The organism is Endozoicomonas sp. ALB091, assembly GCF_049310265.1.
Classification (GTDB): Bacteria; Pseudomonadota; Gammaproteobacteria; order Pseudomonadales; family Endozoicomonadaceae; genus Endozoicomonas.
Window position 1 is genome coordinate 1,108,997 of sequence record NZ_JBLYNQ010000007.1, and the last position, 24,148, is coordinate 1,133,144.

The 24,148-nt window shown below is 46.8% G+C and carries 20 protein-coding genes; 15 read left to right on the plus strand and 5 right to left on the minus strand.

Features of this window, described 5'->3' with window-relative positions:
* Window positions 1-3: 3 nt before the first annotated feature.
* The 9 genes from ACO6UX_RS16665 to ACO6UX_RS16705 all read left to right on the plus strand — a co-directional run bounded on the left by ACO6UX_RS16665 (window position 4) and on the right by ACO6UX_RS16705 (window position 9,948).
* A complete protein-coding gene (locus tag ACO6UX_RS16665; protein ID WP_422449473.1) occupies window positions 4-1,434 on the plus strand; it encodes a lipopolysaccharide biosynthesis protein in 1,431 nt (476 codons plus the stop codon).
* A gap of 12 nt (window positions 1,435-1,446) precedes the next feature.
* Window positions 1,447-2,943 (plus strand): O-antigen ligase family protein, encoded by a 1,497-nt coding sequence (locus tag ACO6UX_RS16670; RefSeq protein ID WP_422449475.1) that lies wholly within the window; start codon window positions 1,447-1,449, stop codon window positions 2,941-2,943.
* Window positions 2,906-3,631 carry an acyltransferase gene (locus ACO6UX_RS16675; RefSeq protein WP_422449477.1) on the plus strand — a complete coding sequence of 242 codons (726 nt, stop codon included), beginning with the start codon at window positions 2,906-2,908 and terminating at the stop codon, window positions 3,629-3,631. The genes ACO6UX_RS16670 and ACO6UX_RS16675 overlap by 38 nt, the downstream gene beginning before the upstream one ends.
* Window positions 3,624-4,754, plus strand: a complete 1,131-nt coding sequence (locus tag ACO6UX_RS16680; RefSeq protein WP_422449479.1) for a glycosyltransferase — start codon at window positions 3,624-3,626, stop codon at window positions 4,752-4,754. Before ACO6UX_RS16675 ends, ACO6UX_RS16680 begins: the two co-directional genes overlap by 8 nt.
* Before the next feature lie 229 nt (window positions 4,755-4,983).
* Window positions 4,984-5,496 (plus strand): hypothetical protein, encoded by a 513-nt coding sequence (locus ACO6UX_RS16685; protein WP_422449481.1) that lies wholly within the window; start codon window positions 4,984-4,986, stop codon window positions 5,494-5,496.
* The gene (locus tag ACO6UX_RS16690; protein ID WP_422449483.1) at window positions 5,486-6,991 is read left to right on the plus strand and encodes a GumC family protein; all 1,506 of its coding nucleotides are present in this window, start codon (window positions 5,486-5,488) and stop codon (window positions 6,989-6,991) included. Before ACO6UX_RS16685 ends, ACO6UX_RS16690 begins: the two co-directional genes overlap by 11 nt.
* Window positions 6,988-8,082: a glycosyltransferase gene (locus ACO6UX_RS16695; RefSeq protein ID WP_422449485.1), complete on the plus strand. Its 1,095-nt coding sequence runs from the start codon at window positions 6,988-6,990 to the stop codon at window positions 8,080-8,082. The genes ACO6UX_RS16690 and ACO6UX_RS16695 overlap by 4 nt, the downstream gene beginning before the upstream one ends.
* Window positions 8,079-9,275 carry a glycosyltransferase family 2 protein gene (locus tag ACO6UX_RS16700; protein ID WP_422449487.1) on the plus strand — a complete coding sequence of 399 codons (1,197 nt, stop codon included), beginning with the start codon at window positions 8,079-8,081 and terminating at the stop codon, window positions 9,273-9,275. Before ACO6UX_RS16695 ends, ACO6UX_RS16700 begins: the two co-directional genes overlap by 4 nt.
* 31 nt (window positions 9,276-9,306) lie before the next feature.
* Window positions 9,307-9,948 (plus strand): sugar transferase, encoded by a 642-nt coding sequence (locus tag ACO6UX_RS16705; RefSeq protein WP_269673307.1) that lies wholly within the window; start codon window positions 9,307-9,309, stop codon window positions 9,946-9,948.
* A gap of 171 nt (window positions 9,949-10,119) precedes the next feature.
* Here ACO6UX_RS16705 and yvcK read toward each other — a convergent pair whose 3' ends face one another.
* Window positions 10,120-11,034: a uridine diphosphate-N-acetylglucosamine-binding protein YvcK gene (gene yvcK, locus ACO6UX_RS16710; RefSeq protein ID WP_422449489.1), complete on the minus strand. Its 915-nt coding sequence runs from the start codon at window positions 11,032-11,034 to the stop codon at window positions 10,120-10,122.
* A gap of 92 nt (window positions 11,035-11,126) precedes the next feature.
* A complete protein-coding gene (gene sctC / locus ACO6UX_RS16715) occupies window positions 11,127-13,328 on the minus strand; it encodes a type III secretion system outer membrane ring subunit SctC (protein WP_422449491.1) in 2,202 nt (733 codons plus the stop codon).
* Window positions 13,329-13,488: 160 nt separating this feature from the next.
* On the opposite strand from sctC, the gene ACO6UX_RS16720 reads away from it, so the two are divergent.
* From ACO6UX_RS16720 to sctV, 3 genes are read left to right on the plus strand one after another with little or no spacing between them, the layout of a single operon-like run.
* Complete coding sequence (locus ACO6UX_RS16720; protein WP_422449493.1) at window positions 13,489-13,962, plus strand: hypothetical protein; 474 nt, start codon at window positions 13,489-13,491, stop codon at window positions 13,960-13,962.
* Between the two features lie 12 nt (window positions 13,963-13,974).
* Complete coding sequence (locus ACO6UX_RS16725) at window positions 13,975-14,268, plus strand: hypothetical protein (protein WP_269673303.1); 294 nt, start codon at window positions 13,975-13,977, stop codon at window positions 14,266-14,268.
* 43 nt (window positions 14,269-14,311) lie between these two features.
* The gene (gene sctV, locus ACO6UX_RS16730; protein ID WP_101744773.1) at window positions 14,312-16,393 is read left to right on the plus strand and encodes a type III secretion system export apparatus subunit SctV; all 2,082 of its coding nucleotides are present in this window, start codon (window positions 14,312-14,314) and stop codon (window positions 16,391-16,393) included.
* Between the two features lie 397 nt (window positions 16,394-16,790).
* On the opposite strand, the gene ACO6UX_RS16735 is transcribed toward sctV, so the two are convergent.
* On the minus strand, window positions 16,791-17,306 hold the full coding sequence (locus tag ACO6UX_RS16735) for a GNAT family N-acetyltransferase (RefSeq protein ID WP_163369423.1): 516 nt from the start codon (window positions 17,304-17,306) through the stop codon (window positions 16,791-16,793).
* A 723-nt stretch (window positions 17,307-18,029) separates the two neighbouring features.
* Between ACO6UX_RS16735 and ACO6UX_RS16740 the strand changes: the two genes are divergently transcribed.
* Complete coding sequence (locus tag ACO6UX_RS16740; protein WP_422449496.1) at window positions 18,030-19,733, plus strand: serpin family protein; 1,704 nt, start codon at window positions 18,030-18,032, stop codon at window positions 19,731-19,733.
* Window positions 19,734-20,193: 460 nt separating this feature from the next.
* Here the strand turns inward: ACO6UX_RS16740 and ACO6UX_RS16745 are convergent, their stop codons facing one another.
* A complete protein-coding gene (locus ACO6UX_RS16745) occupies window positions 20,194-21,099 on the minus strand; it encodes a TIGR01212 family radical SAM protein (RefSeq protein ID WP_422449498.1) in 906 nt (301 codons plus the stop codon).
* Window positions 21,100-21,192: 93 nt separating this feature from the next.
* Window positions 21,193-21,498, minus strand: coding sequence for a hypothetical protein (locus ACO6UX_RS16750; RefSeq protein WP_163369420.1), 306 nt, complete (start codon window positions 21,496-21,498; stop codon window positions 21,193-21,195).
* 260 nt (window positions 21,499-21,758) lie between these two features.
* Between ACO6UX_RS16750 and ACO6UX_RS16755 the strand changes: the two genes are divergently transcribed.
* Window positions 21,759-22,043, plus strand: a complete 285-nt coding sequence (locus ACO6UX_RS16755; RefSeq protein ID WP_101744768.1) for a hypothetical protein — start codon at window positions 21,759-21,761, stop codon at window positions 22,041-22,043.
* 175 nt (window positions 22,044-22,218) lie between these two features.
* Window positions 22,219-24,132 (plus strand): DUF1631 family protein, encoded by a 1,914-nt coding sequence (locus ACO6UX_RS16760; protein ID WP_422449500.1) that lies wholly within the window; start codon window positions 22,219-22,221, stop codon window positions 24,130-24,132.
* The last annotated feature ends 16 nt before the right edge of the window (window positions 24,133-24,148 follow it).

Below are 24,148 nucleotides of genomic sequence, written 5' to 3' on the forward strand. Positions count from 1 at the left end.
TCAATGGAACTTGGACAGAATGTTATCAAAGGATTGAAAGTTGGCGCGATCCTGCGCCTTGTGGCCCAGATTTTCACCTGGCTCAATACACTGATTCTGATCCGCCTGCTGACACCTGATGATTATGGCCTTATGGCCATGACCATGGCTTTTATCGGTATCTTTGCACTGATGGGAGACTTTGGTATCGGCAAAGCGATCATTCAGGCAGAAGAGCTCACCACAGACCGGCTCCGGCAGGCTTGCACGATTAACATTGTTTCCTGTCTGGTCTTTTTCAGCGTTTTCTTTTCCATCGCCCCGGTTATTGCCAGCTTCTTTGATGAACCAAGAGTGACCGTTCTGGTCCGGGCAGTCGCCTGCCAGCACCTTATTATGATCTTTCATACCCTCCCTTATGCCATGGCAAGCCGCAGGATGCTGTTCAAAGAGCGGGAAAAAGTCCAGTTTTATACCGCCCTGATGACCAGCCTTGTCACCATCGCCATGGCTGCCTCCGGTTGCGGCGTATGGTCACTGATTCTGGGGCATCTGTTTATGCGTCTGGCTCTGACCATTGGCTATAACCTAATAGCCCCCTGCTGGGTCCGGCCTGCATTGAGTTTCAGGGGTTTTGCCAAAATGGCAGGATTCAGTGGCATCGCCACCGTTAATGATGTGTTGCGTTATTTCGTCAATGTCTTTGGCAACATCAGCATTGGCCGCCTGCTCAGCAAAGCCGATCTGGGGGTGTTCTCTGTTGCCAGGAATCTGGCCAATCTTCCCAGCGACAAGATCGGCGAACTTCTCAACCACCTTGGGCTTTCATCATTTGCCAAGCTTCAGAATGAACGTAATGTTGCCGGGCAATATCTGCATAAATCAGTTCAGCTTGCCAGTCTGGTACTTTTCCCCATGTATCTCGGTATGTGTGCCATATCGCCTGAATTAATCACTCTGGTCCTCTCCGATAAATGGGCTGCGGCGATTGTGCCATTTCAAATTCTCTGCCTGACCAGCCCATTCCGGATGCTGTCGGAAATGATGGCTACCGGTATAACCGCCATTGGTGAACCGAAAAAAAATAGCCATACCTTACTGTTAACTATTTTGACCCTGCCCATTTTTTTCGTTGGTATCCAATATGGTGTTGAAGGAGCATGTTGGGCCTGGTTAAGCATTAACCTGATCAGTTTCGCTGTTCACCTGAAACTTATGCTGCCAGCATTTGAGCTGAAATCATCGTCTTTCCTGAGCGCTCTTCTACCCAGCTTCTGCAGCGCCATGATTATGCTGGGGGGCTTACTGCTGCTTCGGGATCAATTGACCGGCCAGGTACATGAGGCAGCTCAACTATTTCTGATGATTCTGGCTGGAGTGCTCCTGTTTTCAGCCACTCAGCTGCTGTTCTTTCGTCGCCAGCTCTTTACCACCCTCAAGTACTTAAGGCACTAGGGTGTTTTAAAGATGCGGCTACCCAACCTTGAACGGCTGTTTGTTAATCGCTACCAGACAGTAACCGTCACCGTTTACTGTGCACTTGCGGCACTGCCAAGCCTGATCTTTCCACACCCTATAGCCCTGCTCCCGCTGGCAGTGATCCCGCTGGGGTTGATATTTATTCTTAAAAAACCCTTTGTGGTCTGTTTGATTTTTATCATGTTCTCATTTTTCCGGCTCCATGAGGTTTTTCCTCAGCTGGATCCCATCAAGATCCCGCTGTTAACCGCACTGGGATCCTATTTTGTGCTCGCCTGGCACATTATCCTGACCAAGAAAGTTCAGGTTTACTGGCGTCATGAACACACCATTTTTGCCCGCTTTTTTGGCTGGGTGGTCATTGGTATAGCATTTTCCAGCTATCCCCCCACCGCTTTCGGCAGCTTCACCAGTGTTTATATGAAAATCGGTATCATGGTATTGGCCATCTCGTGGCTGATGACCGAGCACTGGCACTTTAAGCTGGCGCACTTTCTGATCATTTGTTCTGGTCTGGCTGTGGGCGGTGTCACACTGTATAACAATGCCAACGGTATCGGTATGGTCGAGGAAACCCGTGTCACCATTCCGGGTACCAGTCTGGGTGACCCCAACGACCTCTCTCTGGTTCTAAGCTTTCCCATGAGCTATGCCGTGGCCCTGGCAACCACCAAAGGCACCGGCAAGATCAGAACGCTGCTTGGCCTGATTGGTATTGTCATCTTTGTGTCATCTATCATTGCGACGCAAAGCCGTGGCGGCTTACTGGCGACGGTTGCCGTGTTTGGTATCTTTGGTCTTCGCATCATCAAATCAAAATTGCTGCTCATCAGTATTGGCAGCTTTAGCCTGATGATTCTGGTGGCCGCTGCGGGCATCAGCGACCGTAAATCCGGGGGTGCCGCAGAGGAGGGCGTTGATGCATCAGCGATGGGCCGTATCCACGCCTGGGAAGCGGCTTTTAACATGGCCCTCAGAAACCCGATGACCGGCGTTGGTCTATCTCTCTTCCTGGATAATTACTGGGATTACGCAACCCACAGCCGGGCGGAGGGGCAGGCCCACGTTACCCACAGCACCTGGTTTCAGGTCATGTCAGAATCCGGCTTTGTTGGCTTTGGCCTGTTCGGTTTTATGATTTTCACCATTTTCATGTCGATACGCAGCTCCCTGACACGCCTGGATAGAAATAAAGGGTCACCGGAGTACGATCCCCATATGACAGCTATCGCCGTAGGAACCTATGCAGGACTGGTTGGTTTCTGTGTTTCCGGATCTTTTCTGAGTCAGGGCTTTCTCTGGCCAGTCTACATCATTACATCGATCAGTATTGCCATTGCCAACTTTATGGACAATCACTATCCGGCCGAAGAAGAAAACGCAGAGACAGAAAAAGCGTCTATAGTTAATGAATTAGCGGAAACCATACACGGCAAGGGTTTGCCACATGCTAAACAGCCTGAAAGCCCGAATAAAAAACAGTGACTCTGTCGTAGGAAGGGCTCTATTCTCTTTTTTGAAATCCATTCGCAGCATTGAAATGCCAGTAATCAGACCTGCTCATGGCTTAATGTATCAATTGCATAAAATGATTACCGGGGCTTTCAGTAGTCTGATTCGTATTTTCTACTGGACACCGATGTTCAAATCTCAACTTGCCAATGTCCCAAAGAAGCTCTATCTCTACTCAGGCATGCCGCTGCTACTGGGGCCATTAACCATCACCATGGGTGACCATTGTCGGCTGTCCGGCCACACCACCGTCAGTGGCAGAGCTTCAGGCAATAAAAAGCCGGAACTGAAAATAGGCAACAATGTCGGTATCAGTTGGCAAAATGAAATTTTTGTCGGTGACCGGATTGAAATTGGCGATAACGTTCGATTGGCCGTTAAAGTCAGGCTGGTTGGGTATCCCGGGCATCCTGTTGACCCGGCCGCCAGGGCACAGGGAAAGCCGGATACGGATGATCAGGTAGGCAGTATTATTATTCAGGATGATGTATGGCTGGCGGCTGGCGTTACGGTTATGGGGGGTGTAACCATTGGAGCGGGAACCATTGTTGCCACTGGCAGCGTTGTCACCAGGGATTTACCTCCCGGTGTTCTTGCCGGGGGGATTCCAGCCAGGGTCATCAAATCACTGAACTTGCCATCGGAGCGTGACAATGGCTGATCTCATTGTATTTGGCGAAGACTGGGGAGGCTTACCTTCGAGTACCCAGCACCTGATCAGCCATTTAATGAAAAGGCATCGGGTCATCTGGGTAAACTCCATTGGCATGAGGTCGCCGCAGTTTTCGTTAAGGGATATAAAAAGAGTCTGGCAAAAAATGTTGGCCATGTTTAAGCGTAATAGTGAACCCGCGCAAACGCCCTCAGAGCAAATACCCCCAATTATCATCAATCCCAAAGTTCTTCCTTTTCACCGGTTCAAACGGGTGCGTCTACTGAACAAACGACTTTTACTGAAAGACATTAACAGGGCAATAGAGCAGGAAGGATTTGATCAGGTTATTCTCTGGCTCTCACTGCCCACTGCCGTCGATATGGTGGGTAGCCTGAATGAACGGGCTTCTATCTACTACTGTGGTGATGATTTTGAAGGCCTTGATGGCGTTGATCATACCATGGTCAAACCATTAGAACAGGAGCTGGCTGAAAAGGTTGACCTGATTCTTGTGGTCAGCAAAACACTGGCCAGGAAGTTTACTCATCCCAACACCATTATTCTGCCGCACGGTGTTGATTACCCGCTGTTTTCATCACCGGCAGCCAGGCCCCATGATCTTCCGGAAAACGGGCCTATTGCCGGTTTCTACGGCAGTATTTCTGCCTGGCTGGAGACAGATATACTGGCCCAGTCCGCCATTGCCCTGCCCAGCTGGCAATTTGTTTTTATTGGCGATATCAAAACTGATGTTTCATCTCTTCAGGCTCTGCCAAATGTACACTTTCTGGGAGCCAGGCCCCATCATCAGCTGCCCTCCTATATTCAGCACTGGAATGTCGCCATGCTGCCCTTTCGCAACAACAAACAGATAGCGGCCTGTAATCCCCTGAAGTTGAGAGAATATCTTGCCTCGGGTACTCCCATCGCTGCCACTTCTTTTCCTGCGGTTCGAGAGTATGAGAATCTTCTGGCCATTCAGTCACCTAAAGAACCCTTTTCCAGAGTCATTTTGAGGGCCAATGATCTGCGGGAGGAGAAAGCCAGCAGGCAGAACAGGGTCTCAACCGAATCATGGCAGCACAGAGCCACGCAGTTGGAAGCACTGATCAACCACTTATCACGTTAAAAACACACTGTTCATTAAATTAATTCCCTGTTAAAACAGCAGCTACAATTAATAATAATGAAGCATAAATGCTTGTATTTATTATTAGAAAGTGTCATGAAAGCTAACACTATTACCAATCAGGAAAATCAACTACTCACTGAAGGACAAAAAACTGTCAATCAATGACAATTTGCCACTGAGCCAGTTGACTGAAGAGTAATATGAGGCTGATAACAGGGAAGTCACCGTGATTAAGCGATATGAATCCCGCATCCTTGCGGTACTGATGTTTTTCAGTATGTCACTCCTTTACGGATGCAAATCACAACTGAATGTTCAGGCCCTGATGGAAAATGAGCAAACAAGATCAACACAGCAGATTGCCGATGTTATCGCGCGAATGAATGAAACAGAAAACGCATTACCTGTTTCCAAAAATAGGTATCGTCGTCAGTTGTCTATTAATTTCACTCAAAAGGAATTGGAGGTTAATAATCAACATAAACAGGTTATTGATCTCTTTTTTAACTCGTTACCCGAAAGCCAGCATCTCAACATCATTATTTCCGTAGCCCCCTCTTCTGCCGGACAGCCCTTCCAAACACTGAATGACTCCTGGGCAAGGCTACAGAGTCTGAAAGATATACTGGAGCAATACAGCGAAAAAATAGAGCTGGTTTACCAACCTGAGCTGGATCTTGATTCAGCCACCATTCATGCGGTGGGCAATAATATTTCCGGAGGTAAGGGTGTCCAGTGAAATCCTGAGAAACCTCTTCCGACTTCTCAGCGCAGCCTGGCGGCGCCGTTACACTATTTGTGTGCCTATTTTGATCATGCCGGTGATTGGTTTTTTTGCCAGCTTCATGGCCCCCAAATTTTATGAAGCACACACCACCATACTGCTTCAGAATACCACTGAGCTAAATCCCATTCTGGAAGACTTCACCATATCCACAAACCTGGAAGAACGGCAATTAGCACTGAAAATACTCCTTAAGAGTCGCAAGGTATTAAAGGGTGTTGCCAGAGCTGTTGGGTTTATCGACTATAAATCTTCTGAAGAGCAAATAGATGAGGCCATTGATGAACTATCACGTTCACTGTCCATCGTCTTCGGCGGTGACCTGGTCAAAATCTATTATCGAAGTCAAAACAAAACCGATATTAAAGAACTGCTGACCAAAGTGACTGAACACTTCCTTACTCTGGTTCAGGCACCACAAAAATCCTGGCAAGTGGCCTCAACCCAGTTTCTAAAGGATCAGGTAGATCGTCGACACAAGGAGCTTTCTGAGGCAGAGCTGGAACTATCTGATTACAAGGCAAGGTTCGCATTGGAGCTTCCGGAACTCCATAAAGCAAACGTAACCAGACTGGCCGAACTCCGCCAGCTGTTAATGGAAAAAGAGACTGAACTGGTCGGTGCCAAAGCGGCAATGGAAGAGTTCAATGGTAACCTGGCTCAAACCAACCCCGTTATCGGTAAACTTGAAGAACGAATTATTAACACCCGCACCACTCTGAGTATGCTTCGCTCACGTTATACAGAGAGGCACAGCAAAGTTCAGACCCTGGTCAGAGAACTCGATAGATTGCAGGCTGAACGCCAGAGAATGATTGCAGAAAGCAGTCAGTTAAAAACGGAAGATGTTCAACGTCTCTGGAACCTGGCGTCATCAACCCCCTCCGTTTCAATGGATAACACCCAGGGAGGACAAACCACCATACTGGCCTCTCAGCTGCAGGCGGTTCAGGAAGCCAAGGCCAAAGTGAACAGCCTGCAGAACGAAGTGAAAAATATTAAAGATCAAACCGACCAGCTCCAGAGTAAAGTGCAGCAGTTTGCTGATGTAGAGCGGACTCTCGTTGAACTGCAACGTGATTTTGGTATTAAACAGAGACTTTATGATGATTTTCTGAACCGTTATGTCATGGCAAAAGTGACGGAAGACCTGAGCTCTTATCAGGAATCAGAACAGGTTAAAATCATCGACGAGCCCTTCACTCCCAGCAGTCCTAATGCGCTGCCGGCGTCGTTATTTATTGTTGCAGGTATCTTTGCCGGTCTGGGTATCGGTACTGGTCTGGCGGCGATTTCAGAAATATCGGATACCACCTTACGACTTCAGGACAGTATTGAACGCATTGCAGGTGTTCCTGTTCTGGCCAGGATACCATCAATGCCCACAGCACCAACGCTGGTTTACGATCCGGAAAAAGACTGGTTCGACGAGGGGGAGGTATCATCATGACAGCGCCTCTCGTTATAGCACAGATAGTCCAGCACCTTGCCCCGGGCGGTATCGAGACAATGGCTTTAGACATACAGCGAAAAGCCAGAAACCCGGAACATGTTCATATTATCAGTCTTGAAGGAACGCAATCTGAAGCCGTTGAACATTGGCCAAGACTTCAGGGCATGGAAAGGGTTCACTTTCTGGCCAAGCCTCCCGGATTGAGTCTCACGACGGTGACCAGGCTCGCACAACTTTTACGACAACTTAATATTGATGTGGTTCATACCCACCATGTAGGCCCGCTTATCTATGGTGGCATCGCCGCTAAACTGGCCGGATGTGGCCATGTGCATACTGAGCACGATGCCTGGCATCTTAACCAGCAAACACGACGCTGGCTGGTAGCGGCCTGCTTCCACCTGCTTAAACCGACCGTTGCCGCAGATGCAGAACTGGTTGCCGCCAGCATTCGACAGCATATTCCGCTCTTTACACCAGCCGTGGTTCTTAATGGAATTGATACCGATAAATTCCAGCCAGCAGACCAAACCGCAGCCAGAAATAGACTGAATCTCCCCCAGGATGCCGCCATTATTGGTTGTGCGGCACGCTTTACCGAGGTTAAAAGCCATGACCTTTTGATTCATGCCTTTTCCAGACTACCCGACAGTGCACACCTCGCCCTTGCCGGGGGAGGCGAACTTGAACATGAACTCAGAGAGCTAACCAGGCGGCTTAACCTGGAGCAACGGGTACACTTTCTGGGGGTCATTGATGATATGCCCGGCTTTTACCACGCTATTGATATTTTCTGTCTTGCCTCAAAAAAAGAAGGCCTGCCACTCTCGCCGCTGGAAGCCCAGGCTTGCCAGAGAGTGGTTGTCTTGACCGATGTGGGTGGCTGTCGTGAAGCGGTTGATCCACAGAGCGGTATCCTGATCAAGGCTGAAAGTGCACAGGCATTGGAAAACGCCCTCAAAATACAGCTCAGTTCAGGCATCAATAAAGAAAAACAGGCGTCGGCACGCAGCTTTGTGGTTAACCATTGCAACCTGGAGAGAATGATCAGTCAATACGATGACCTGTATTGCGGGAGGCCACTATGATAGAGTGGCTGGCCTTGATTACCTTCTTCATGGCAGGCGTGGTCGTTGTATATCACCATGTTGGTTATCCCATCGCTCTGAAATTGATGACACAGGGACTGGAAAACACACGGCCCAACTTTTATCAACGACACCACCACATCACGCCTCTTGATCACATGCTGCCAAGCATCAGTCTGATCATGCCCGCCTATAATGAAGCAGGCACTATTCAGGAAAAACTCAGAAACCTCGCTGCCCTTGATTACCCGGACTATAAACTGAAAGTGATTCTGGTATGCGATGGCTGTACGGATGGTACAGCCCAGCTGGCAAAGGAGACACTGGCCGAGCCTGAATGCAACCATCTGAACTTATCCGTAGTAGAGAAGCCTGAAAACAGTGGAAAAGTCGCTGTTTTGAATGAAGCCATCAGCCTCTCCCGTTGCAGCGTGGTTGCCCTCTCCGATGTATCATCACTGTTATCAAACGATAGTCTTTTAATCGTTGCGGCTCACTTAAGCAATGAAAACACCGGGGTCATTTGCGGTAGCTACCACTTTTTAAAATCACTCAGTGTTGGTGAGCAGGCTTACTGGCAGTACCAGCGAAGCATTAAAACAAGAGAAAGCTCTCTGGGTGCAACCCTGGGGGTGCATGGTGCATTTTATGCCTTTCGCCGTGAGCTGTTTGACCTGATCCCCGCAGACACGATCAATGATGATTTCACCCTTCCGGTACAAATAACCATGAAGGGCTACCAATGTCTTTATGACCCGAGAATCATCGCCATGGAGCTGGAGCAGGCGTGCAATGAGATGGATTTCCAGCGAAGAAAGCGAATTGCTGCCGGCAATATTCAACAAGCCATTCGTCACGCTGGCTTATTACATCCCAAGTTTGGAAAGATCGCCTTCAACTTTTTTTCCGGTAAGTTTCTGCGCCCATTCATGCCGCTGTTCCTGTTTATGGTACTGGCATCTTCAGCATTACTAGCTCTATCCTACCCTGTTTTTCAGATTATTCTGGCCATTCAGCTGGGCATTTACAGTATCACTGTCTTTTATATTTTCCGTCGATCACAACCAGATCATAAGAAATTGAGAGTGCTTTTTTACCTGGTATCCGGGCACCTGGCCATGGCTATCGGTTTGATTAACTATCTTTCAGGCCAAACCAAAGGCCAATGGAAAAGAGTAACGACTGAAACATAAGGATTTAAACACGTACTTAAGGAGTGTACCCATGAAAGAGTCAACCTACGTCCATCCTCTCGCCTCAATGTGCAAACGATTAATGGATATTCTTATCGCCCTGGCCGGGCTGGCAATCACCCTGCCACTGTTTCCCTTTATCGCGCTGGCCATTCGCCTTGATAGCCCAGGACCGATTATTTATCAGCAGATGCGTATTGGCTATCAGAAGGAAAACTATATTCGCTTATTTATGATGAAAAAATTCAGGACCATGCGCAATGATGCCGAGTCAGGAACAGGCCCTGTCTGGGCTCAAAAAAATGACCCGAGAATTACCAAAGTGGGTAACTTCCTGAGAAAAACCCGTCTTGATGAATTGCCACAACTCTGGAATGTGCTGGTCGGTGATATGGCCATTGTTGGCCCAAGACCTGAACGACCAGGGATGTACAATAAGCTGGAAACGAACATTCCATTTTATAGCGAACGAACGTTTGATGTTGTTCCCGGTATTACCGGTCTAGCCCAGGTCAACATGGGTTATGATGAAACATTGAATGATGTGAGAAATAAAGTTGCCTATGACCACGCCTACGCCTTGGCTTTGAGCAGCCCATGGGAATGGCTGAAAATGGATATTTACGTCATGTTCAAAACCATTTTTGTCATGGTAACCGGCAGGGGGCAGTAGAGCGGTAAGTAGTTGGCCAAATGGAATCGTATATTTCTGGCTAAGTGGGCAGTTGCTATGCAAGACGCAACGTAGGGAGCATAGCCGTAGCTATGTGACCGGAGTTGCAACGCCGCAGAGTGACTGACAACTTAGTCAGAAATATATGATTTCATTTGGTTAACTACTTAATCAGATCTGCTGAAACAAAACACCGGCAATCTCATCCAGGCCTTGCCTTAAGGCCTCCCGGCTATGCACGCCCGGCTGGTGGGTATCAGCCAATGGCATGGTGTGTATATCGCATCGGAGGTTTTCCGGTGGTTCATTCTCCGCAGGCCACAGCAGCACGTCTGGATATACGCCCGTCATGTCACTCATCCATGACAGTTTATCGCTGATGGACATTTTTCCGACAGCCGACACTTCCTGATTAATGTTACCCACAAAGACTTTCAGGGCCTTGCTGTTACCAATACTTTCGGCAACCTCTGGCATCAAGATCGCCGGTAAGATGCTGGTCATGAAACTACCCGGTCCTAAAATAATCATATCGGACTCTTTTATTCTGGCGACTGCTTCATCCGTCGGCTGAATCGCAGGCAGAATCATCAACTTCTCCGGGCACTTCTCCAAAGCATCAATGGTCGTTTCACCGACCACTTCCTGACCACCCACAATAGCACCAAGGCGGGCAGGCTCTTCTGACATGGGTATCAACTCTGCACCGACCTGTAACATCTGGCGAATCAGGTTTATGGCATCCAGTGGGCGAACACACATCTGATCCATTGCCAGTAAAATCAGGTTACCGAGGTTGTGCCCACTGATATCACCGCTATTTTTAAAGCGGTACTCAAAGAGAATCCGAGCAAGGTTTGGGGTATCCGAACACAGCTGGTTAAGGCAATTCCTGAGATCTCCCCAGGCAATACAGCCACTGCCATCCCTGAGTCGTCCCGTTGACCCGCCATCATCCGTAGTTGCAACAACGCCTGACAGGTGCCCACCGAGAAATCCCAGGCTTGCCATGACCCGACCAAGGCCATGCCCACCACCGATGGCAACAATCCGGCGACACTGATAAAGCGTTTTGACAGAATACATGGCAAGTTCTTTTAGACGTATAAAATACGGTCTAGAAGATCATTGTCTGTTAACTGCTCAGCCATTACGAAAATGATCTCCTTTAACCGATATCAGGTTTGTGTTGAACCTATGATGCGTGGTGTTATCAGGAATAAACGTACCTGTTTAATCTTTGACTTTGACTCTGCACGGAACAAATGGCCAAGAACCGGAATATCGCCCAGCAACGGAACTTTGGTAAGCTTTGCTTCATCCTGCTCTTTATAGAAGCCACCGATTAACAGGCTCTCCTGTTCACTGATGATAGCCTGAGTATTAATTGAGCTGTTAGTCACTTCCGGTAGTTTACTCCCGATGTCTTCTGTGCCCTGGCTTCCTGAACCATCCTGAATATTGACGGTCATATGGATACGTCGACCCTGCTCTTCACGAACAATTCTTGGGGTAACCTGAACAACTGTCCCTGAGGTCACCGGGAATAGTTCAGAGTCTTCATTACTGGCAACTGACACATAGAAAGTACTGCTGTTATCGAGAATGGCTTCTATGTTGTCGAGTGTCAGAATAGACGGCCTAGATACAATCTTGACCCTCCCTTCATCAGCCAGTAACTGTAAATTTGCATTAAAGGAGCCAAGTGCACTGGAGACAATGGTTGTATAGTTTGGCGTCGGGGCATTTGGGTAGGGAGTAAAAGATATCTTGGTATCATTTGAGCTGGCAGAATTACTCCAGTCAACGCCAAGCGCTCTCAGGTCCTGTGTATTGATATCAATAATTGAAACACTGATCTCTATCTGCGATGTCGGTTTATCAAGAGAAGCCACCAGTTCTTCATACATTGGCATCTTGGATTCAAGATCATGCACAATGATCGCATTCAGTCGCGGATCAGCATTGATATAGACTTCATCGGCTTCTGCACCGGCATTCAGCGGGTCTCCTGCGGATGATTCAGAGCCATCTTTCATGCCGGGTTCACCGGATCTGCTGACACTCTCTGCCGGAGTCACCGATGGGTTAGGCAATCCCTGTTTGGTCACCTGGGCGACACCGCCACCTTTAATAATTCTGGTCAGAATCGTGGCGACGCCGGGGACTGTCAGTTGCTGACCTCTGAAGCTGAATGACTTATCAGTTGCCCAGGCATATTTGAGCGGAAAAGTGCGAACCGTCAGCTTACTCTTCTGACGCTCCCCCTCTTTCGCATCAAGCAGCAGCGCTGTCTGAGACACCAGCTCGATATAACGGGGAGGCCCGGAAATAAAGACAAGCCCCTCTTTCGGCTGTTCCTTCCAGAAAAAGCGACCGTCCCAGATACCAATCTTTTTCAGGGTTTTCTTCAGCTGCTTTATTGGTAAATAGTTTAAGCTGATAATCTGCTGGCTGGAGGAGCTGCCATCATAAACAAACAGGGTATGCCCATCAAAATACCAGATAAAACCATAGATATTGGCCAGGTGATCCAGGAAATCAACAGGGGTCATAGGACCAATCTTGCCATTAACCTCTCCAACCACCGTATCCGCTATGATGGATGGCATATAATAACTACCTGCAAAATTCTGCAATACTTCCTTCAAACTGTCGCCATTGCCAAAATACGCATACGGGCGCGCACCAAACGCTGCCAGGGCAGGTGATTCGTCATCACCAATGGTACCTTCAAAATCATCAATCGCATCCTGAATGGCATCCTCTGCAGAAAGAACCATACCATTTCCGGATGGTGTATGTTGTCGCATCATGTAGGGGTTGGTTGAAGCTTGATTTGCCTGTTGACGGTCGTCTTTCTGGGCAAAGTTATAATCAAAGTCAGATGTGGCTGCATAATGAGTTTGACTACCATACTGGGAAAAACTCGTCCCTTTCCCGGACAGTTGCCCATCATTTATATATGGCATTAGTCGTGCTCTTTCGGCATCAACAGATGAGCCATCTGGCCTGGGAAACGCCCTGGCATCCAATGGTCTCCCCCAGGAAACAGGGTCCCCGGCGGAATCGGGAAAAACTCTGGCGTCCAGGGCTCTCCCCGGCTCAGCTGAAGGACGGTCAGGCTGTTCCGACACGATGTCGGATGGAAAATAGATAATCTGTCCTACCCGTAAGGCCTGGGTAGTATCCAGTTTGTTATAGCGGGCAAGCTCATTCACCTCAAACCCGTAGCTTCCGGCAATCACTTCCAGAGTCTCGTTGGGACGCACTAAATGTTTTCTGGTTTGTGGCTCTTCAGATGACCAGTTCGCCAGCGCCTGAAAGGTAATCGCCAGTAAAAGGGACAGGATTATCAGGGTATTTCTTATAAAGCCCATCAGACGCGTGCCTCCATGCTCATGTCTGCTCCAGCTTATTCAACAGCCCTTAATGAATAGATGCCTTGTAAAGTCGAGAGTGTCAATAAACGTTCGTTACAAACCAGTTTATCGGAAAACAAACCGGATTCACCAGTATTTCGTCAAAAAAATAATTAACATGAGAAAAATCCATTTATCACTTTGTACACACGCCGATAGAACGAAAGGATTAAATTATCAGGCGGACTTTATCATGGCAGCACCAGTTTCTTTCGGTAACGGTATTTCAGGCATTTCACGGATCGACAGTGCTTTAGTGCACTCAGACTATCCTAAATCAAAATCAAATTTCAGAACCTCCGGTAAAAATGTTGTTTGTCACACTTGGAAGACTCTGGAAATGAACCGAAATTATGAGCGCCTTGAATTTGAGTTTGCGACTAAGGTTTCCGGTCAGAATATCCCTTCAAGCCCGGAGGAGCATTACCGCTTCACACAGGATGCCATGGACTCTTTTTCCGACTTTTTAAAGCAACTGCCTGAGAATAGCGGTCACGCCAAAAGAATGAAAGAAGCTTTGTCAGTCATCGAAAAAGCCAAAGCCGACAGTGAATATTTAATGATGTGCCGTAATGTATTGATTGCCAGCTAAAGGATGAGTGAAATGGATAAGTCATTAAAAACCTGGATGCTGTCACAGGCGTCCTATTATCTTGAATACCAGCAGCCCAGAAAATCCATCGCTCTGTTAGAAGCACTGATGTCAATAGACAAGAAAAACCCCGATATTTATCGCATGCTCAGCTACGCCTACTTACAGGCAGAACGGCCTGAAGAATCCATTCGCGCAGCCGATAATTTTCTAAAATACGCAAAGCCCGGTGGTGATATTCGGGCTATTAAATGGATCAAGGGGCGAGCCCTGCTCAAGAAGAGAAAAGCTGCACTGAGCCGCTGATCTTCAAGACCATAGCCAGCCCCATAGCAGCGGCGCACCTCTCATGGCACAACTGTTACCCGGGCTGAATTTTGGCGGCAGAAATGATCTGGTACTGGCAGGCCTGCTGGTATCCATCATCGGGCTTATTATTCTGCCCATGCCAACCCCCCTGGTGGACTTCCTTATTGCATTGAACATGGGGATTTCCACCATACTTCTGATGACCTCCATCTACCTGAAGTCGCCCCTGGAATTCTCATCCTTTCCGGGGGTGTTGCTGATAACGACCCTCTTCCGTCTGGCTCTGTCCATTACCACTACCCGTCTGATCCTTCTTCAGGCAGATGCCGGTGAGATTGTCTATACCTTCGGTAACTTTGTGGTAGGGGGTAACCTGGTCGTTGGTGTCGTTATCTTCCTTATCATCACCATTGTCCAATTCCTGGTCATCACCAAGGGTTCGGAACGTGTAGCAGAAGTCAGCGCCCGTTTCTCTCTGGACGGTATGCCTGGCAAGCAGATGAGTATCGATGCTGACCTTCGGGCCGGGGCCATCGAAATGGAAGAAGCCCAGCGCCGTCGTGAGCTGGTGACCAAAGAAAGCCAGCTGTTTGGTTCGATGGATGGAGCCATGAAGTTCGTAAAAGGTGATGCCATTGCCGGTTTGATCATCATCTTTGTCAACATTACTGCTGGTGTCGCTATCGGTACCGGTAATGGTATGAGTGGCGGTGAAGCTCTCCAGCTCTACGCCATCTTAACCGTAGGGGATGGACTTATCTCCCAGATACCAGCCCTGCTGATATCCATTACCGCCGGTATTATAGTCACCCGTGTATCCAACGAAGATGCCAAGGACCTTGGTAATGAGATAGGCACTCAGCTTACCGATAAACCAAAGGCCCTAATGGTTGGCGGAGCACTGTTACTCGGCTTTGCCCTGATCCCCGGCTTCCCGACACTGACTTTCATGGCTCTTGCTGCTGCCATTGGTGGCGGTGGCTACTTTCTGATGAGGAAAGTGGAAAAAGCCCGGACAGCTGAGGAAGATGGCGGCATTCCGGCCATGGCCGCAGCAACAGAATCACCCAGTGAGGCCAAATCCAGATTGGATCAGCAGGAAGAGTTCACCCAGACTCTGCCCTTGATTATTGATGTCCCTACCTCTGTTCAGAAAAGCCTGAACACAACCTCCCTGAATGAAGAGCTGCTTAAAGTCCGGAAATCACTGTACATGGATCTCGGGGTTCCCTTTCCCGGTATACATCTGCGGTTTAATGACGCCATGGATGAGAACACCTACAGCATACTGCTGCAGGAAGTTCCCGTCGCATCGGGCTATTTCAAACCAGGCTCGCTGTTCGTGAGAGAGAGTAATGAACATCTGGACATGCTGAAGATCCCTTATGAAGTTGGCGATCCGTTTCTGCCCAGCCTGGACTCTCTCTGGGTCATTGAAGGCCAGCAGGACAAACTTGAGCGCAACAATGTCAACTTTATGGATTCCTCAAAAATCCTGACGTACCACCTGGCACATGTCCTGAAAAAATATGCTGAAGATTTTGTGGGCATTCAGGAAACACGCTACCTGCTGGAAAAAATGGAAAGCAGTTTTGGCGAACTGATTAAGGAAGTCCAAAGGCTGTTACCTGTTAACAAGATCACCGAGATATTCCAGCGCCTGGTATCCGAAGATATTTCCATCAGGAACCTCCGCTCCATCCTGCAATCCCTGGTTGTCTGGGGACACAAGGAGAAAGAGGTGGTTCAGTTAACCGAGTATGTCCGCTCATCATTAAAGCGCTACATCAGCTACAAATACTCTAACGGCAAAAATATGCTGCCAGTATACCTGCTTGACCAGGATGTCGAAGATACCATCCGCTCCGGTATCCGCCAGACTTCAGCAGGCAGCTACCTGGCGCTTGACCCATCGACCTCTGCCCAGTTTGTGGAAAATGTTAAACACTCTGTTGGCAAAATCGGCCATCTTGAGCATAAGCCCGTCCTGATTACTTCGATGGATATACGCCGCTATGTCCGAAAACTTCTGGAGCTGGAAGTGTATGACCTGGCAGTGCTTTCACACCAGGAGTTAACGGAAGAGATTACCGTTCAACCACTGGGCCGTATCTCCCTGTAAGCAAGGTCATAACCGTACCGGAGGTGCTTCTCAATCTGCTGGCAGTTGGTATCAGCCAGTAGATGAGGACGGATGTTTCTGACAATCGCACCTTTAATCAACATCCCCATTAAAATGAATCAGCGGCTTATCACCACCGCAAAAGTTAATTAGCCGATATTTACTTTGAATTTCATTGATTAAATCACTGCTTCGAGGTAGAGAACAGGCGTTATGGACGGATGATGAGTGGAGTGCTCAGTAAGAATTGGCAGGTATGCTTTCTGCGCAAAATCTCCGATAGCAATCAAATCAGCTCTTATTTTTTCTCTCTTACTTTCGTACAGCATAGCTTCTAACCCAGAACGGGGTAGAAGTTATGCTGTACGAAAGAAGGAGAAGCAGAGAAAAAGAACGATTAACGAACTAACGCAAAAACCAGTTGGTCAATAAACTGCTCTTCTTTATAGACATGCTTTTTCATCACACCTTCAAGCTCAAAGCCACACTTCTCCAGCACACGGCGAGAGCCATCATTCCCGGCCTGCACATCAGCAAAAATACGAACCAGCCCCATCTCATCAAATGCATACTGGCACACATAAGAGAGTGCTTCGGTCATAATGCCTTTACCCCAATGATCCTCTGACACCCAAAAGCCAATCTCTGCGCCAAAGCGATGAACATCCAGCTGAACAACAAACCCGATCTCACCAATAGCCTCACCACCACAGTCAATAGCAAAGCGGGTTCTGGTCTCATGCTCCTTGACATGCTGAACCCAGGCTCTCGCATGCTCTATGGTATAAGGGTGTGGAAAAGTATCCCGAAGGTTTCTGGCTATCTTGGCGTTGTTACCATGTTTGGCCAGAGAGATCGCATCGCCATAAAGGAACCTTCTGAGGCAGTAACCATTACCCAAGTCTATATGCATATCATTATCCTGATAGTCAGCTATCAGGTAAAACATCGGCAAAAGTACCATGGGCTTTATTGATATACCTGTAACCCATTGATAGGACTTGATGTGCCGAGGATTATCCAACCAAGCTGAAGTTTAAGTTTATCTAATCCATTTAGCAGGCTTGATTTTGTAAAGGGGACTTCAAGATGAAAGCCCCGAACATCTTTGCAGATGAATTATAATATCAAATATAACTTTTCCTTCAAAACCCGGAAGATTTTATTATTCTTATTTCTTATTAAAGACATTTATATGATTTCATAACAAGAAAACTCCAAACCATCTTTAAAACTCAATGACTCTTACTAAACCAGCACAAACTATTCTAAAGCAATGATGGAAACAAGGGAATTAATAGCCCTGTAATCCTGAATTTTTAGAGGATATCATTCAGCAAGAAATCAAAACAATCGTATGAATATCTTTCTATCAAAAGAGATTCAGACTCATTCATAGACTTACTGCTTGCTTTTTCTCACACTCAGGTGCAAGAAATATTACCTGAACAATAGTACCAATTCATCCAAACCAAAAGAACGTCAACAATCGTTGACAGAAAAATCAAGGTTAGCACCATCAACAAACCTGTTAGTGACTTACATGAAAGCAAATGATTAACTGTGGTCAGTTTTTGGAACCTTAAACCTCGGAAAGCTGTCCAAGATAATAAATTTTAAACAAGGAAATATTATAATGATCAATTCAGCCAGTACTTTCCCCGTTAATCCTTACGGAGTCCAGGAAGTTATCATCAACGAAACTCAACCTGACGACCTCAGTGATTGTGCCAAAACTATTGTTCAGAACCGCATTCGGCAATTATCCTTTGCACTAATAGATCCTGCTGGCAATCGCAGCACTGCGTTATCCACCGAAAGCCTGGCTTCAGCACTGGGCATGTTGTTGGCTGCCATTGATGATGCTGGCGTGAAGGAAAAAATTCTGGGCATGACAAACCAACCCCTTCGATTAACAACCGCACTGGAAAAAGAAATCCACAAACAACTGGGTCAATTCTGCCTGAATTACACTGTCGATAAGAACTCACAGAGTTTTATTGTGAACTATTTTGCTTCAGAGGATCATTGTCATGATAGTAACCTTACTAAAATTTTGTCCAAATATTACAACACAATGAAACTGGAAATTACGGCACATGACAAAGTAGCCGATGTGACTGATACATTCATCAAATCTATAACCAAAGGTCGCATATCCAGCTTGTTCACCCCTGATGAACGTGATGATGTCAACGTCTCTATGGGTAATGTTGTTTGTTTAGAAACGATTTGGGCTGATGCTTTTGATAAATTTAAAACTGCACCCTCCAGATTTAAGTGTTCAGATGGCAAGATAGCCGAAGTCGAAATGATGAAATCTGAACCCATGAATTTAAAATATGCCTTTACAAAGGATTATGCGGCGATCGCAAAACCATTCCAACACGACACCGCAAAGCTTTATTTTGTTGCAATAACACCTGTCAACAGTTCATCAACTGGTATTAATCATCTTGATACTGAAACACTTTACCAACTGATTGACCAATCACTGGAAGCGAAAGAGCAAAAAATCACCTTAAAACTGCCTAAAATGAAAATAGACAGTACTGACACTTCATTACTTAACGAAATTGGCAAGCTCAGTGATATTAAAATAACGGCAGACATGTTATCGAAACTAGGTAAAACAAGGCATGATCATCTGGACATGCGTCAAAAAATTCATGCCATCATTGATGAAGAGGGTGCCGAGGTTGTTTCAACAACAGCCGTTAACAGGAAATACCGGGGGGGTAATTTCGAGCCACCAGAACCATTCAATTTTGACTGCCCCGGCTATATTGCGATTATTGTTAAGGACGATAATGGTAAACATCTGTTGCTTGAATCGATAATCAAGGATGCAAGCTATCTTGTCCCTGCAAGAAGTAAAGAAGTTCAGCCTCCCTCCCTGAGCGCCAGATCTGTGCAAGCTCATCAGGGGAGTACTGTGGATACTGATTCACTTTTCAGACCTGCAAAAAATGACAATGGAGATGAATCTTTAAAAAATTCTGACAAATTATTTCAGGACAATCCGAAACATCTCGTTCAGAACTTTTTAATATCTAAAATAATACAAATGATACTGAACGGCGATAATAAATTGAACATTCTTGGAGCCTATTACTACCAAAATAATCAAAAGCTGCTCATTCAGGTCCAAGATTTTAATCAAGCCCAAATACTCATGCAAAGAATAATTGATTTCACCAAAGCAAGTAATCTAAGCGATCGTGTCAGCGCTGTAGATTTTAATGCTTTGGGAAAACATAATTTTGGAATCTGCACAGTGGTAAATGAGCCGCTCACTACCCAACTGTTAGAAAAATTATTTCACTATAAACGCTCATAGCATTAAAATGATCAATCACATCCTCATCGATGCGAATGGTCATCTGCTTTTTTCAGCTGCTTGGCGTAAGTTTTTTTTCACCCTGACTAAAATCATACTTTGCTCTCATCACGTCAATCTCGCTGTGCTTATGGTCTGGGCTTAAAAGAAAGCAAAGCAGGTAGATAGGGTGCGTGGTCAGGAGCTGGCTATGAAACCACTGACTCGTGGCAAAAAACTGGCAAGCAATGCAGTCAACTATCACAGTGTTTTCAGGGAGCCAGAGAACGAATGAAGGGGCAGCTCCCTCCTTAGCGGGAACCAACCCATAAAATGAGCCAGGCTTAGGCTGACAGAGTAACAGAGCTGGACAAATGTTTTAATCAGCTATCACAACCAGAACAATCCTGCTAATCACTTATCTGGTGGCGTAGTTGATTATTTTCCGCCGTTTACCAACTAACTGCGCTGATTCACTGACTCAATTGGATGTCTGACAATTTGCTTCTAACTTTTTATACAGCATGGCAAGTACGTCCCACTTATACATTGCCCATTCTGGTGAAAGCAGGTATTGCCTTTCCCCGGAACCGGTCAGTCGATGGAACAGTAATCCCTCTGGAGCCCGAACGATCATCTTTGTCAGCACATCCGTGTAGGATTCCATGGATAACTCCCGGACCTGCTCTTTACGCCATTGTCGGGCCAGTTGAGTGCCTTTAACGATGTGAAGTGGGTGAATCTTGATGGCATCAACACCTAAAGCAATAACCCGGTCAAAACTTACCAGACTGTCTTCAGGTTCTTCCCCCGGAAGGCCAACGATCAGATGAGTACACAACTTCAGACCATAGCGTTTGGCTCGGATCACTGCATCTTCATAATCGCTGAAGTTATGGCCTCGGTTAATGGCTTCAAGCGTAGGATCAAAGCTTGATTGAAGGCCCAGTTCCAGCCAGACCTCATACCCCTGCGCCTGATAATCCGACAACAGTTGTAACACCGGATCCGGCACACAGTCAGGCCGGGTTCCCACGGCAAGCCCTATCACACCGGGCTGAGCCAGGGCCTCATCATAATAGCGCCTGAGATCTTCCGGAGCACCGTAGGTATTACTGTAGGACTGAAAATAAGCGATAAACTTTCTGGCACCCGTTCGGGCACTCACCTTTTCCTGAGCCTGTCGAATCTGCTCAGAAATTTCTCCCGCTTTAGTGCTGCCAGGACTGAAGGAAGCGTTATTACAAAACGTACAACCACCAATACCTTTAGTACCATCACGGTTTGGGCAGGTAAACGACGCATTCACCGAAACTTTGTGTACTTTTTCTCCGTACTTCTGCCGAAGGTAACGGCCAAAAGTATTCACGAAGCGGGTCATGTCCATAGCGAGTTATTTCGTTATCAAAAACGCTACAAAATACCGACAGCCCCCTGTTTAGCCTATAGGGAGTTTAACGCATGACTTAATGGCCAATGCTTAGCCTGAATTTTTTTTCATTTTTTCCAAAGCTTCCTGAACGACGGCACGAGCCTCATTTTGACAGGCATCCATTGCATCAGGGTCATCGGGAGCTACACGCCATTCAATTATTCTTTTTGCCAGCTTCCTTGCCATCACACCGACAAGATCATCCAGATACGCCTCATCGAACATAGCCAATGGCATAAACCTTAAATGAACTAACAACTGCTCAGGTTTATCAGGTTCTTTCATATGTATGGCAAAATCGCCGGCATCAGACGTGCTTTGACTGATCGTTAACGTAAAATGCTCACCGCTCATAGTATTCTCCCGGCTGTACTAGTTTCAGTTGTCGGCGGTGATACAGGTGGCTTTACGATCTTCAGACCAGCTGTCAGCTCATTCAGTCAGTAGGCATTATCAAACAAAAAACCGGGCCTTCTACCTTTTTATAATCTCTGTTCATAATCTAAACTGAGCTTTATAAGGATTAAAGCATTAGCTGACAATGCCGCCAGATATGGCGATATTCTCATCAATTATCAGCAGCCAGCTTGCACTGGGCAACGGAGAGCCAGACCATGTCACTTATTACCAATAAGGATGTCGAAAACCTACCCTCTGATAACTCGGGCCAGGTAGGTAATGTCAAACCGGTAGATCGTATTGATCCGATGCAGTCACAGGAGTTTTCAAACCTGGTAAAAAACAAGGAGGACAATAAGCTTGCTGAAACAGCGGTGGAAGATGGAGAGATTACGCCGGAAGAACTTCAGCGACAGATTCGTGAAAACCTGTTTAAAAACGGCTTCAACAAAGCCCTTGATAAAGCCAGGGAAATAGCCAAAGAACTCAGACAGGGATAGCACTCTGACCCGATGTCATTTTTTTGGCCGAAGGTAGTTAAAACGCCCCATTAATAGCTACTTAATATAATCAAAAGTTCTCAATATAATTATATTTAGTAAAGTGATATGGGTGGTCTCTGCGGGTATTCCATACCCTGCAGATGACATTGTGCAGTACAGGGATGTGGCCAGCATGTCAATTCAGCCTTCCAGCATTTTTCCGCTCAGCCCAGGTGGTGATAACAAGCCACTGCAAAGTGTTTTTTTTTCTGAATTAAATCAGTTGGTCCAAGAAATTATTTACCCCGAGTCCGACACGCTGTTTCCTGTTCTACTTACCAAATTAAATACTAATCTGGAGGATATCAAAAACGATCAGGATATGATGCGCTGGATCGATATCAAAAACCGTTTGACAAAGTCTGAATCTTTCATCAAGAAAAGCTTCCTCGATCATTTGACCAGTGCAGACAGTGAACAGCCCGCACCACAAGAAGGTGTCTTAACCCTTGAATTACTCGACAATTCTGAACTTGATCACCAACTCCTCTGGCTTTCTGCAACCAACAATTTTGAGAGCAGTAACAACTCTGAACGTATTTGCCGAATCAAAAGCAGTCTTGAGAGCACCTATCCCCGGCATGACGGTACTTATCCTGCCACCCCGGAGCGCATCTGTGAAAGTTTTGCCATGGCTCTGGAAAGTCTCCATCCAGACCGTGATATTGAACAACAATTATTTTGCTGGTTTGCCAGTCATCTTAATAATGCGGCTGATGAGCTCTGGCTTAAAGTCGACCAGTTAATAATCCATAAAGGGCTGGGACCCAAACATTCATCTCCGGTTGAGCGATTGCAAGCAAACCCAGCCTCCGACCCAACCCATCATCCACTATCTTCATCCCGCCCCACAGATCAAACACAACCAGCGCCTCAGCAGAGTTACTATTCAGATATGGGAAACCCTCAGTTTCTGGATAGTTTTGCTGAGAAGCTAGTATCCCGGCTGGAAGACATGCTGGCAGAAGATGAACTCATCCCTGAGGCCAAAGCTAACCGGGTCAAGGCTATTGATCTGGCCAGTGTCCTCAGCTCACTGCAACTGGATGTTCTTGAGCAGCACGTGTCAATAAGAAACCTGCACACCTCGGTCATAGATGCCCTGGAAATACAAGGCGTTAATTCAAAACTCTCACGCCATCATGAAGACCTTATCAATATGGTCGGCTGGTTGTTTGAGTTCATTCTGGATGATCACAACCTGCCTGATGACGTAAAAAAAACCATAGCCCTATTGCAAATCCCGATTTTAAAACAGGCGATTCTGAACGATGCTTTTTTAACCGATAAAAAGCACCCGGCCCGTCTCTTATTAAATGACTTAACGTCTGCAGGCATGCTGTATTGCCGGGATTCTCAACTGAGCAAGCATGTGCTGCTACTGATTGAGCATACTATACGCACCATCATCTCTGACCACAGTGAAAACCCGGACGTATTTCAGGATTGTCTTGATGGATTTCAAACCAATCTGGATGTCATTCTGGAACCAGAGCCTGAGAGTTCAAAAAGTCATCCTGCTGCACTCAACGAACCACCAGAAGAGGTTCAGGCAACAGACTCCGACGTTGACCATGCCATTGACTTTAAGACAGAAAGTCTCACGGAAGAAGACTCAGAGGAGATAATTCTTTCCTGCGAACAGTCCGGGCTCAGTCTGAAAGAGCTCCAGTCTGAATCCGCCCCAGAGGCAACCGAACCCTCTCAGGAGCTTGAGCTGCTTCCGGATGAACAGACCGAAGTGGCTGATGCTCAGGAGCATTTACCCGCATTTACCCCGGTCATTATTGATGGACTTTACCCGGGCCAGTGGGTTGAGTTTATTGGCGAAGGTGACTCACACCGCCTCAGCTGCAAACTTGCCCGGCTCAGTAAAGACCGTCATCGATATATTTTTGTCAACAGCTCGGGAATGCGTGTTGCGGAGCGCTCTGGAAGTGAACTCAAAAAGGAAATTAAAGACGGTTCTGTCCGTATTATGGAAGAGAATCCCGTGTTCGACCGGGCTATCCAAGCTGTTCTTGAGCGATTCAAAAGACATTTGTAACTCTGCAACGGATGAC